This is a genomic window from Exiguobacterium sp. s64 (genome assembly GCF_018618035.1).
GTDB lineage: Bacteria > Bacillota > Bacilli > Exiguobacteriales > Exiguobacteriaceae > Exiguobacterium > Exiguobacterium mexicanum_A.
Genome location: NZ_JACSLH010000002.1, coordinates 280615 through 293478, shown reverse-complemented (window position 1 = coordinate 293478; position 12864 = coordinate 280615). Strand labels below are relative to the sequence as shown.

Below are 12864 nucleotides of genomic sequence, written 5' to 3'. Positions count from 1 at the left end.
CACGAGATGAATCAACCAAACAAAGGGCTGTCAATTCGAGAGATGATTGAAGCCAATAAGAAAAAGAAATATAGTACGACGAACGTGTTTGATAAAGTCATGCCGTTCTTATTATTCTTGAGCGCATTCGTTTCGGTCGTCACGACGGTCGGCATCGCGTTCACACTTGGTTTTGAACTGTTCAAGTTTTTCGAGCGCGTACCGGTCGCCGAGTTTTTAGGCTCGACCGAATGGTATCCGCTTAGTGCCGATCAACGGTTCGGCGTCTGGGCCCTCGTCATGGGAACACTCCAGATCACCGTCATTGCCATGATTGTCGCTGTCCCACTCGGTTTGGCATCGGCGATTTATTTGAGCGAGTACGCATCTGAGCGTGCCCGCACCATTTTGAAGCCGATTCTTGAAGTGCTCGCTGGCGTTCCAACGATTGTCTTCGGATTCTTCGCTTTGTCGTTCGTTACACCGATTTTGCAAGCGTTGATTCCGGGGCTTCAAATCTATAACGCACTCAGCCCGGGGATCGTTGTCGGAATCATGATTATTCCGATGATCGCTTCTATTTCGGAAGACTCGATGAGCGCCGTACCGAAAAAGATTCGGGATGGAGCCCTCGGTCTTGGCGCGACACGTCTCGAAGTCGCCATCAAAGTCGTCATGCCAGCCGCGCTCTCAGGGATTATCGCCTCGATCGTCCTCGGGATGAGCCGTGCCATCGGTGAGACGATGATCGTAACGATCGCTGGTGGGTCGCAGCCGAACTTCGAGTTCAACCCGCTCAACGCGATTCAAACGATGACGGCGTATATTGTCCAAATCGCCAAAGGTGATGCAGGATACGGGACAATCGAATACTACAGTATCTATGCGGTTGGTGCGCTATTGTTCGTCTTCACCCTTGTGATGAACCTATTCGCGAACTGGGTGACGCGCCGCTTCAGAGAGGAGTACTAATATGGCATTGCCGAACAGTGAGTTCAAGAATACGAAGAACTTGATGGATCGTGATTCGGTTTCACAACGAATCAAACGCCGTCTTCAATTGAATGAGATTTTTAAATATATCTTCTTAGCGGGGCTCGTTTTCGCCCTGCTCGTCTTGTCGACGTTGATTTATGATGTCGTTTCTAAAGGTGGCGGCTGGGTGAATTTGGATTTTCTCCGCAACTTCCCATCCCGTCGTCCTGAACAGGCCGGGCTGTATCCTGCCTTGATTGGGACGTTTTGGTTGATGCTTCTCATCGTCCCGATGGTGTTTGTCATCGGTGTCGGTGCCGCGATTTATCTTGAAGAGTACGCACCGAAGAACCGCATCACGTCGTTTATCGAAGTGAACATTTCGAACTTGGCCGGCGTGCCGTCAATCGTGTTCGGTTTGCTCGGATTGACCATTTTTGTACGTGTCATGGAACTCGGGAATTCGATTATGGCCGGAGCCTTGACGCTCGGACTGATGAGTCTACCGATTGTCATCGTCGCGTCGCAAGAAGCGCTCCGCTCGGTCAAAATGGAGTTGCGTCACGCATCGCTCGCGCTCGGAGCCTCGAAATGGCAGACGACGTTCAACGTCGTCTTGCCGTCGGCGATTCCAGGGATTATCACAGGGATCATCTTGGCCGTATCACGTGCGATTGGCGAGACGGCTCCATTGATCATGGTCGGAGCGGCGACGTTTATTTCGACGACGCCGAGCAGCGTATTCTCGGACTTCACAGCGCTCCCGATTCAAATCTATAACTGGACGAGCCGTCCGCAAGCGGAATTCCAAAACTTGGCCGCTGCCGGTATCATCGTTTTGATGACGATGTTGATCATCATGAACTCGGCCGCCATCTATATCCGTAACAAATATACGAACCGACATTAAGTCGTAGCAGTAAACGAGGAGGACTCTCGAGATGATGAAACAAAAAGAACTCAAAGGAGATCATGAAGTGAATACAACGACCACCCAACCGAACGAAACGGTGATGCAGAAAGACAGTGCCTATGTCGTGAACAACTTGAACTTATGGTATGGTGACGATCAGGCGTTGATTGACGTCAATCTCGACATCAAGCAAAACGAAGTGACGGCCATCATCGGTCCGTCGGGTTGTGGGAAGTCGACGTTCATCAAGACGTTGAACCGGATGGTCGAGCTCGTCCCTTCGGTGCGTACGAACGGTGAGATTCTTTATCACGGACGCAACATCTTTGACCGCGATTATCGGGTCGAAGATCTTCGGACGTCGGTCGGTATGGTATTCCAACAGCCGAACCCGTTCCCGAAATCAGTGTATGATAACGTGGCATACGGGCCGCGCACACACGGGATTAAAAACAAGAAAGTGCTCGATGAGATCGTAGAACGTTCGCTTCGCGGCGCGGCGATTTGGGATGAAGTGAAAGATCGTTTGAACGAGAACGCCTATGGCCTCTCGGGTGGTCAACAACAACGTCTCTGTATCGCGCGTACGCTCGCCATCGAACCGGACGTCATCCTCATGGATGAACCGACGTCAGCGCTTGACCCGATTTCGACGCTTAAAGTCGAAGAGCTCGTCCAAGAGTTGAAAGAGCAGTACTCGATCATCATCGTCACACACAACATGCAACAAGCGGCTCGTGTATCGGATAAGACGGCGTTCTTCTTAAACGGAGAAGTTGTCGAGTTCGATGCGACCGACAAAATCTTCTCGAATCCAACTGATAAACGGACTGAAGATTATATTTCTGGCCGGTTCGGTTAAGAAGGGGAGACAATCATGGCACAAAATCGCACATTCTTTGATATGAAGTTAAACGAATTAGAAGATAAAGTCGTTCGCTTGGCGAACTTGACGATGCGCCAGACGGCGACCGCCATCGAGGTGCTTGAGAAACGTGACCTCGAGCTCGCCCAGACGGTCATCGACAACGATAATGAGCTTGACGACCTCGAGCTCGAAATCAACGACGAGGCCATTCTATTGATCGCGAAACAGCAACCGGTCGCAACCGACCTCCGCCGCTTGATCGTGACGATGAAATCGGCGACGGACCTTGAGCGGATTGCGGACTATGCGACGAACATCGCCAAAGCCGTCGGCCGTATCGAGCACGTCCCGTACGTCCTCGACATCAAACCGCTCAAACAGATGGCCGAGCAGTTGATCGACATGCTCGAGCTCGCGACGCGCGCTTACCGGAAGGGCGAGGTCAGCCGGGTGCGTGAATTGAATGAGATGGATAAAGTCATCGATGATTTGAACTTACAGACAATCAAACAATACATGGGATCCGTTCCGAATATGACGGTTGGAACGAACGACGTGTATGAGTTTTCGAACATCGCCCGTTATTTAGAACGGATGGGTGATCACGTGACCAATTTCGGAGAACATCTCATTTTCCTTGAAAAAGGGAAACATTATGATTTAAATCAGTGACAAGAGTGGTAAAGAACAACAGACCAGTTGTTCTTTACTTTTTTTTGTGCAGGAATTCACGGATAAGGAGCGAATAGTAGAACACATGGATTTTTTTTAGGAAGGGAGCCACACATATATGGAAGAGAAAATCGTTTCCTTGAAACAACAAGGACTGACGTTAAAACAGATTGCAGAACAATTAGATATGCCAATCGGGAAAGTCCAATACGCTTGGCGTAAATGGCGTTCCCAACATGGGGAGCCGGCGAAGCCGGTAGCCGCACCAAAACGAAAGACTAAAGGGAAGAAAGCAATGACATCTAAATCGAAGCAAGTACCCGCCTCGTCTGTGAAGCAGGTCGCTTCGACACTGCAACACGAGGAGCCTGCCCAATCACCGCTTCTTGACAAAGGTCCAGAAGGGTTCTGGAAGCTCCCAGACCGCTATGATCAAGATTTGATGCATGCGGTCGTCCAATCACCGAACGCCGTTTACGTCTTCTGGGAAGTGTCGGACAGCGTCAAAGAGACGCTCTCGATGCAATTTATGCGTCCATGGGAAGACTTGCCGAAAGCGTTCCGCATCCTTGACATCACATTGCTTGATTACGCGAGCGGGCATGCGAACCGGGCGTATACGTTCGAATTGCCGGAGATGACGAACAGTTGGTTCGTCCGTCCGCTCGACCCGAATACGACATACGTCTTTGAGTTTGGGATTCGGACGATGGAAGGGGAATTCCTTCCGCTGCTCGCCACATCGCCGATTGACACGCCACGAGCTGAGCCGGCCGGGCACGGTCGTTTCGCTGAACCAGTGCGCCGTTGGCAGTACGGGGAAGTCGAGGCTCCTGAATTACTCGATACGTTACCAAAATATTCCGCATACCGATTCGTGCGCTGAGGAGGATTTTTTAGATGAAACCAGGTTATTTTTCACTCGTCCTTCATGCCCACCTTCCGTACGTACGACATGAAGAGAAACATCGATTAGAAGAGAGATGGGTGTATGAAGCCATCTCAGAGACCTATATCCCGATTTTATGGCAAGTCGACCGTCTACAAAAACCGCTCCATTGGACGGTCAGCATCTCACCACCAGTCGTCGAGATGCTCGCTGACCCGCTCGTTCAGGACCGCTACGTGGAGCACTTGGATGAGATGCTCGAATTGATTGAGATCGAGCTCGCCGAAGGACGGAGCGAACAGGAAGTTGAGACGCTCCATTTTTATCGCGGGCGCTACAACGATTTGAAAACAACGTTCCTGCATTGGGAGAAAAACTTGAACCATGCGTTCCGTACATATCGTGAGCAAGGGTTCATCGATATGGTCACGTGTACGGCGACACACGGCTTCAACCCGCATTTGTTCACGGAACAGGCCGCCCGCGCGGAAATCCGTACCGGCTTGAACTGTTTCGAGCGTCATTACGGGTTCCGTCCGACAGGAATTTGGTTACCGGAATGCGCCTACACACCAGGGGTCGACCGTATCCTTTACGAAGAAGGGATTCGTTATACGTTCGTCGATGAGCACGCCTTGCTCGATGCCGATCCGACGCCGGACAAAGGCATTGGCGCTCCGGTCTACTCGCCACATGGCGTCGCCTTGTTCCCGCGTGACCAAATCATCTCCGGGAAAATCTGGAGCTCGATGATCGGGTATCCGGGCCATCCTGACTATCGCGAGTTTTATCGTGACCTCGCCTATGATCGCGACTGGGCGTATATCGAAAAGTTCATGCATCCGGAAGGCATTCGTTTCGATACGGGCTTGAAGATGCACCGCATCACGGGCGACACGGATGAGAAGGACTATTATGTCCGTGCCTGGGCCGAACATCAAATCGACAACCACGCCCTTGATTTCGCACAGACGCTCGAAGGGCATCTCGAGGCCCACGGTGGACAGATGTTCCCGCCGTTCCTCGTGACGGCACCGTTCGATGCTGAGCTGTTCGGACACTGGTGGTTTGAAGGACCTGAATTCCTCGGCAAGGTCGCCGAGCGGCTCGAAGAGTTTGGCATCGAGACAATCACGCCAGCCTTGTTCCTCGAGCGTCACTTCCAAGACCTCGAGACGGTCCACGTATCGATGAACACGTGGGGACGTAAAGGGTACGGCGACGTCTGGATCAACGAACGCAACGAATGGATGCTACGTCACTTACACATGATGGAGACGCAACTCGTCAAAGACGTGGCCGACTATCGTCACAAGTCGCCACTCGTCGACCGGACACTGATCCAACTCATTCGCCATTACGTACTCGCTGTGTCGAGTGACTGGGCGTTTATCCTCGACGGGCAGACTACGGCCCAATATGCGGCAGAACGGTTCCGCGAGCATACGCGATTGTTCGCCGAGCTCGAGACGGCACTTTATCAAGACAAGCTATCGGACGAGTTGCTCGCTGAACATTATCGCGCGTATCCGTTCCTTGACGATGTGGACATCGACATCGACACGTTCTTGTCGCCACACGACTATTATGTGACTACGGAGCGTGGCCAAGAGGACGAGGCAATCCTCGTCTTGACGCCTGAATATACAGGCAACGTCGTCGGGGACCTCGGTCGTCGCGTCATCGACGAGGTCGAGGCACGAGCAGCGGACGGGGAGACAGTGTACGTCTTGACACCGTTCAAAGAAGGGTTGCCGGAATATGAACGCCACAACCGTGTTCACGTGTACCGCGTTCGCCTGACGAGCCCGTTCTTGGAGCATGTGATGAACCAAGTTGCGGCTCAAAACGTGGCCTACGTCAAACTTGCACATGAGCTTGTCTCGAAAGTCACCTTCAAAGCGATTCATCAATTCGATTGGATGACGATTACAGCGGCACGTTCACTTGCGAAAGCACTACAAGTTCCGTTATACTCAACTATGTTGTCATTTGAAACGACTCGCAATCCGCATGGACACGGCGGACTGTTCGACGCAATCCATCGAATCGAGAGCAGCATCCTCGCTGAAGCCGATACGGTCTTTATTTGCGAACAACTGTCGACCGAGGAACTCGGAATGCGCTATCCGATTGGCGATAACGTAAAAACCTGCCTGCCGCTCGATGCTTCGCCATACGGGCAGAAACGTTTGAAAAAGAACACGAAATAACCTTGCTTTTTCAAATAAAACTTGGTAGGATAATTGAGTATGCTTAGACTGTAAAGCAAAAGCACTTGATACAACATCAGTAAGATGGGAGTGAAAGAAATGCGCGTTAAAATCACACTAGCTTGCACAGAAACAGGCGATCGCACGTACATCACGAAGAAAAACAAACGTAACAACCCAGAGCGCCTCGAATTGCGCAAATACAACCCACGTCTCCGTCGTCACACGCTTTACCGCGAAGTGAAATAATGAGACTGGCCGTCACTCATGTGGCGGCCTTTTTTTGAACAAGGGGGAATTGAAGTGATTGAAAAGAAACTACTCCGGCAAAATGTACATCGTCAAATCCGTGAACTCGACGACCGACCGGACCGGGACCGCGTCATCATACATACATTGACCGAACTGAAGGCGTGGCGAGAGGCGGATACGGTGGCCGTCACGCTCGCCCTCGATTTAGAGATTGATACGTTGCCACTCATTCGCTTAGCTTGGCAGGCAGGAAAATCGGTGTTCGTGCCGAAAGTTACAAAACAGGGACTTACGTTCCATGAAATTCATTCGTTCGAAGACCTTGAGCCGGGCGTCATGGGTATTTTAGAGCCGACGACGGTCGCGACGACGCGGACGATTGACGTCTGTATCGTGCCGGGACGTGTCTTTGACCGATCCGGGTATCGGATTGGTTGGGGTGGGGGGTATTACGACCGTTTTTTAGCGACGTATGAAGGTGTCACCATCTCGTTGGCCTATGACGTCCAACTGCTTGATGACATCCCGGTCGAGCCACACGACATTCCTGTCGAATTTATCGTGACGGAAAGGGAAACGATTCTATGCTCGCCATCTTTCTCGTAACTTGTCTGGTAGCCTTCGCCGGCTATCGTCTGCGCTCACTGACCCGTTCTGGGGCTGTCTTGACGGTCGTGACGGGTACAGTCATTGGGTACGGATTCGGTTGGTTCGGGCTCTATTTGCTCGGTGTCTTCTTTTCGACGTCATCGCTCGCCTCGAAATACCGTTCCCGCGACAAAGAGCCTGTCGATGAGATCGTTGAGAAATCGGGACCTCGTGACTTCGTTCAAGTGCTCGCCAATGGTGGTATCGGGATGGCGACGGCGCTCGGTATGTTGCTTACACCGAACGATGCCTGGTTATTCGCGTACATCGCTTCGATTGCGGCGGCGACGAGCGACACATGGGGCTCCGAGTTCGGGGTGCTCGCCAAACAAAAACCGCGCTCCATTTTGACGTTCCGCGAAGTGGAGCCGGGAACGAGTGGCGGGGTGTCTCCGTTCGGGACGTTCATGTCGGTCGCGGGGGCCACGGTCATTATCGTCGCTTCGTTGCCATTTATCGATATCAGCTTACGGTTCGCCGGCTTGTTGATTGCTCTCGGGTTGACCGGAAGCGTTGTCGACACTCTCCTTGGGGCGACGGTTCAACGCAAGTTTCGCTGTCGTGTATGCGGTAAGCTGACCGAGAAGAAAGTCCATCATCACGAGCCGACGACTTACGTTTCAGGCTGGCGCTTTCTCGGCAATGACGCCGTCAACTTTTTGGCGATCGCCTCGGCGGCGGCGATTAGTTTCCTCTTGCTGCGATGAGGGTAGTACAGTCAGTGAAGATGTTTCAAATGAATGTGAATATTGTCACAATATTGCCAAACTGAAAACGGTTTCCCTTGTAGTGAGTGTTTGTGAATGATGTTACAATCTTTATGTAACAGACAAAACAAAAACATGAAACAGATTGTTCGAAGGGTGGAGAATCAATATGGAAACATTAAATCATGCTAAAGTAACACGCGTCGCGCTCGTCGGGGCCGGAGCGGTCGGTGCCAGCTTTGCTTACCAATTGACGACAGCTAGTCTCTGTGAGGAACTTGTGATCATCGATATCAACAAATCGAAAGCTGAAGGGGAAGCAATGGACTTGAATCACGGTGTCTCGTTTGCCTCTTCACCGATGCGCGTCTGGGCAGGAGACTACACAGACTGTGGTGCAGCAGATATCGTCGTCATCACTGCCGGCGCACCGCAAAAACCAGGTGAAACACGTCTCGACCTCGTCGAAAAGAACGCCAAAATCATGAAGTCGATGATTGGGGACATCATGGCATCTGGTTTTGATGGCATCATCATCATCGCCTCGAACCCGGTCGACATCATGACCCACTTGGCTTGGAAATATTCAGGATTACCGAAGCATCGGGTGTTCGGTTCAGGAACGGTACTCGATACGTCACGTCTTCGCTACATGCTCGGTGATTACTTCAACGTCGATCCACGTAACTGCCACGCTTACATTATGGGCGAGCATGGCGACACAGAGTTCGCGGCATGGAGCAACGCCCGTATTTACGGAAAATCGGTCGAACAGTTGCTTGAAGAGAATGACGAGTACACATGGGAAGACCTAGAAGATATCTATGTCAACGTTCGTGACGCAGCCTACCATATCATCGAACGTAAAGGGGCGACGTACTACGCCATCGGTCTTGGTCTCCTTCGTCTTGTCAAAGCCGTGCTTCGCAACGAGAACACGTTATTGACGGTCGGTGCGCACTTGGACGGTGAGTACGGTTTGAACGACATCCACATCGGTGTACCAGCGATCATCAACCGTCAAGGTGTCCGTCAAGTCGTGGAAATCGAGTTATCAGAAGAAGAAAAACAAAAGATGCATCATTCGGCAGAAGTGCTCTTGAAAACGATGCAACCTGTCTTGTAAAACCGAGCAATCCTTCGCTCATCACCGTAGCCGGCTAACGCCGCTACGGTTTTTTTTGTCATCTGCTCTTCTCGACACGTTGCATAGAGGCTCTCTTTTGTCGCCAGCTATAATTTCCTTTAAAATAAAAGTATAGAAGGAGGTGACCATCGATGTCAGAGCCAGCTTGTTTTTGGGAAGACGTATATCGTGCGGTCGAATCGGGAGGGCGCATCGAGGGCATCTTAGAGCCGTCGCGGGCACTTTTATTGTTCGACACGAAAGCGGGGGACGTCTATCACCTCTACATACGGACGGACAAAGCCTGGGCGAACCATGTTGGCATGGACGTCGAGGCGGTCATGAACTCGTTTCGATTGGCCCGCATCGGTCGTGAGAAGTTACACGTCCACATTTACGGCGATCCGCTTGTCGATGAGGAGCGCCTATCGTCCCTCACGTTCCCGATCGCGGCGAAAGTGAAGCTCGGCATGAGACCGTGTGGGCAAACAGAAGAGTCGTACCGACCACGGGCCGTCGCGCTCGATCAACAACGGAAGAACGAACTAAAGCAACGGTTCTCCTTCGGGAAACCACAATTCGTCTATGGACTCATGTTCGTGACGTTTCTTGTCATGTGGTTCGCCGAATCGATCGGGTCGACGCTCGACCCGAATACGCTCATCCGCTTCGGAGCGAAAGTGAATCCGCTCATCGACGAAGGGGAATGGTGGCGCCTGGTCACACCGATGTTTCTCCATATCGGCTGGTTCCATTTCGCGATCAATATGTTCGCGCTTTGGTCGCTCGGTCCGCTTGTTGAACGGATGTACGGTTCGTCACGCTTCGTCACCATTTATTTGTTAGCCGGCGTCATCGCCACAGTCGCCTCTTACGCGTTCAGTGAAGCCATATCGGCCGGGGCATCGGGGGCGCTGTTCGGGCTGGTCGGGGCACTCCTCTATTTTGGCCTCCGAGACCGTTCCTTATTTATGAAGACGCTCGGTCCGCCGCTGTTTATTATGTTAGGATTAAACGTAGGACTCGCTTTCGTCCTTGGCGCTAGTTTGGACCATTCCGCACATGCGGGGGGGCTGGTCGGGGGTTTTCTGATGGCGGGAGTGGTCGGCTTGCCGGATGAGCATACGAAGAAGCGCCGCCTGTTGTTTGCGGTGATCGTACTCGTGGCATCTGGAGCGTTATTCTGGTTCGGCTATAATCGATGACAAAGGAGTAAGGATATGATTAATACGTTGAAGCAACTGGTTGAAATTCCGAGTCCGTCCGGCATGACGGATGAGGCGATCGGCTTCGTGGAGCAAGAACTCACGAATCTCGGCGTCGCCACGAAACGCTTGAATAAAGGAGCGCTCCTTGCGACGTTTGACGGGAAATCGGATCGGGCGCGCCTGTTGACGGCTCACGTCGACACGCTCGGGGCGATGGTGAAAGAGATTTTGCCGAGTGGCCGTCTACGGTTGACACAAGTCGGCGGCTATGCCTGGACCGCCATTGAAGGGGAGAACTGTTTGGTCCATGCGGAGGCGGGTGAACCTGTCGAAGGAACGATTCTTATCCATCAATCAAGCGTCCATGTGTATAAAGACACGAACAGTGCCGAACGGACGGCATCAAATATCGAGGTACGACTGGACGCTGACGTTCATTCGGCTGAAGACGTGCGTGCCCTGGGCATCGAGGTCGGGGACTTTGTCTCGTTCGATCCACGCTTTCGCCAGACGAACGCGGGTTATATCAAATCTCGACACCTCGACGACAAGGCGTCCGTCGCCATTTTGCTCGACTTGGCAAAAGACCTCGTCGGCGCCGACTTGCCACATCCGGTCCATTACTTGATCTCCAACTACGAAGAGGTCGGGTTCGGGGGCAACGCCGGGATCCCGGAGGCGGTGACCGAATATATCGCCGTCGATATGGGAGCGCTCGGGGACGGCCAGCACTCGGACGAATATACGGTTTCAATCTGCGCGAAAGATTCATCAGGTCCGTACGATCTTGGATTACGCCGTCAGTTCACCGCGTTGTGCCGGGAACACGGTATCGCCCATAAAGTCGATATTTATCCGTATTATGGATCCGACGCCTCGGCAGCAATCAGTGCCGGCTACGATGTACGCCATGCACTCCTCGGACCAGGCATCGAGTCGAGCCATAGCTATGAGCGGACGCATACAAAATCGCTCGAGGCGACACGGGAACTGCTCTATCATTACGTGCTCACGACGATGGGAGACGGACGATGAGAAATTTTTATGATGTCCAACAATTCTTGAAATCATTCGGGACGATCATTTATATCGGCGAACGCGATGCCGAGATTGGCCTCATGATGATGGAACTCGACGAGTTGCATGCCGGCGGGATGATTGAACAACGAGAGTATGACACGGCCAAGATCATTTTGACGCATGAATTGAAAAATTCAATAGATTGACAGAAAAACCCCTAGTGCAAAGGTTTGCACTAGGGGTTTAATAGTGTAAACTATGGGATGAAAGCGATTTAATCGAGATGAGGAGTGGAACAGATGAAGTGGTTATTAGGAATCGACATTGGTGGGACGACGGTGAAAATGGCCGTCTTAGATATGAACGGGATCATTTCTGACAAATGGGAGATCACGACGGACATTCGAGAAAACGGGGTACATATTCCGACTGATATCGCTGCTTCATTCGAGGCTTATCTAGAAAAATCGGGCAAAGCGAAAGAGGAGTTCGCCGGTGCGGGAATCGGGGCACCTGGATTCATCAACTTCTCCGAGGGTGTCGTCGAATACTCGCCGAACATCGGTTGGAAATACTTTGCACTCGTCAGCGAGTTTGAGAAAGCCGTGGGATTGCCGGCCGTCCTAGAGAACGACGCGAACGCCGCCGCACTCGGTGAGATGTGGAAAGGTGCCGGTGAAGGCGCGTCAGAACTCCTTGCCATTACACTCGGCACGGGCGTCGGTGGCGGTGTCATCACGAATGGAAACATCGTCCACGGGGCAGCAGGGATGGCTGGAGAGATTGGTCACATCACTGTTGAACGTGACGAGTCGAAAGCCGTCATGTGCGGTTGCGGACGCAAAGGTTGCATCGAGACGATCGCTTCGGCGACAGGTGTCGCCCGCTTGGCGCTCCAAAAACGAAAAAATCGGACGACGTCGTTGAACGAGTTGAAAGAAGTGACGGCACGTGACGTGTTTGAAGCGTTCAAGGCGAACGATCCCGTCGCCACAGAAGTCGTCGAAGAGATGACCGAATATCTCGGCCTAACGATTTCAAATATCGCCAACACGTTGAATCCAAAGATGATCGTCATCGGAGGAGGGGTTTCGAAAGCGCGTGAAGCGCTCCTTGAACCGCTCGATGAGCAGTTCAAACGGTTCGCCCTCGAACGCGTCTACGCCTCGACCACGTTCAAAATTGCGGAACTCGAGAACGACGCCGGTGTCATCGGGTGTGCTTGGCTCGCCCGCAAACATTTCTTGCCAACCCGTGTCTAATAATTGTCCATGCACGTCTGCGTCTTGACGCAGGCGTGTTTTTCATATGGAACGGGTATGGGATAATGTAAAATTTGTAATGACAGAGTTGATTTTTTGTTATAAAAGGGGTAAGATTTGGACTTGATACCG

General features: G+C 52.1%; 14 protein-coding genes. All 14 read left to right on the top strand.

The features are described 5' to 3' along the window. Nucleotides 1–6: 6 nt before the first annotated feature. The 14 genes from pstC to KNP64_RS05050 all read left to right on the top strand — a co-directional run bounded on the left by pstC (nt 7) and on the right by KNP64_RS05050 (nt 12732). Nucleotides 7–951, top strand: a complete 945-nt coding sequence (gene pstC, locus KNP64_RS05115) for a phosphate ABC transporter permease subunit PstC (protein WP_138859246.1) — start codon at nt 7–9, stop codon at nt 949–951. Between the two features lies 1 nt (nt 952). After that, on the top strand, nt 953–1864 hold the full coding sequence (gene pstA, locus KNP64_RS05110; RefSeq protein ID WP_034778052.1) for a phosphate ABC transporter permease PstA: 912 nt from the start codon (nt 953–955) through the stop codon (nt 1862–1864). Nucleotides 1865–1967: 103 nt separating this feature from the next. Then, complete coding sequence (gene pstB, locus KNP64_RS05105; RefSeq protein ID WP_052090224.1) at nt 1968–2729, top strand: phosphate ABC transporter ATP-binding protein PstB; 762 nt, start codon at nt 1968–1970, stop codon at nt 2727–2729. A gap of 15 nt (nt 2730–2744) precedes the next feature. Next, the gene (gene phoU, locus KNP64_RS05100; protein ID WP_214791880.1) at nt 2745–3407 is read left to right on the top strand and encodes a phosphate signaling complex protein PhoU; all 663 of its coding nucleotides are present in this window, start codon (nt 2745–2747) and stop codon (nt 3405–3407) included. A gap of 118 nt (nt 3408–3525) precedes the next feature. Then, nucleotides 3526–4293 (top strand): DUF4912 domain-containing protein, encoded by a 768-nt coding sequence (locus KNP64_RS05095; RefSeq protein ID WP_214791882.1) that lies wholly within the window; start codon nt 3526–3528, stop codon nt 4291–4293. A 14-nt stretch (nt 4294–4307) separates the two neighbouring features. After that, entirely contained in the window at nt 4308–6509 is a 2202-nt protein-coding gene (locus KNP64_RS05090; protein WP_214791884.1) for a 1,4-alpha-glucan branching protein domain-containing protein, read from the top strand. An 84-nt stretch (nt 6510–6593) separates the two neighbouring features. Further along, on the top strand, nt 6594–6758 hold the full coding sequence (gene rpmG / locus KNP64_RS05085) for a 50S ribosomal protein L33 (RefSeq protein WP_255313299.1): 165 nt from the start codon (nt 6594–6596) through the stop codon (nt 6756–6758). A gap of 54 nt (nt 6759–6812) precedes the next feature. Further along, complete coding sequence (locus KNP64_RS05080; RefSeq protein ID WP_167491780.1) at nt 6813–7367, top strand: 5-formyltetrahydrofolate cyclo-ligase; 555 nt, start codon at nt 6813–6815, stop codon at nt 7365–7367. Then, complete coding sequence (locus tag KNP64_RS05075; protein ID WP_034778042.1) at nt 7346–8116, top strand: DUF92 domain-containing protein; 771 nt, start codon at nt 7346–7348, stop codon at nt 8114–8116. The genes KNP64_RS05080 and KNP64_RS05075 overlap by 22 nt, the downstream gene beginning before the upstream one ends. Nucleotides 8117–8285: 169 nt before the next feature. Next, complete coding sequence (locus KNP64_RS05070) at nt 8286–9242, top strand: L-lactate dehydrogenase (protein ID WP_034778040.1); 957 nt, start codon at nt 8286–8288, stop codon at nt 9240–9242. Between the two features lie 152 nt (nt 9243–9394). Further along, the gene (locus KNP64_RS05065; protein WP_138859253.1) at nt 9395–10447 is read left to right on the top strand and encodes a rhomboid family intramembrane serine protease; all 1053 of its coding nucleotides are present in this window, start codon (nt 9395–9397) and stop codon (nt 10445–10447) included. Nucleotides 10448–10462: 15 nt separating this feature from the next. Then, a complete protein-coding gene (locus KNP64_RS05060; protein ID WP_138859254.1) occupies nt 10463–11485 on the top strand; it encodes a M42 family metallopeptidase in 1023 nt (340 codons plus the stop codon). Beyond that, entirely contained in the window at nt 11482–11676 is a 195-nt protein-coding gene (locus tag KNP64_RS05055) for a YqgQ family protein (RefSeq protein WP_034778034.1), read from the top strand. The genes KNP64_RS05060 and KNP64_RS05055 overlap by 4 nt, the downstream gene beginning before the upstream one ends. A gap of 93 nt (nt 11677–11769) precedes the next feature. Next, the gene (locus KNP64_RS05050; RefSeq protein WP_138859255.1) at nt 11770–12732 is read left to right on the top strand and encodes an ROK family glucokinase; all 963 of its coding nucleotides are present in this window, start codon (nt 11770–11772) and stop codon (nt 12730–12732) included. Nucleotides 12733–12864: the final 132 nt, after the last annotated feature.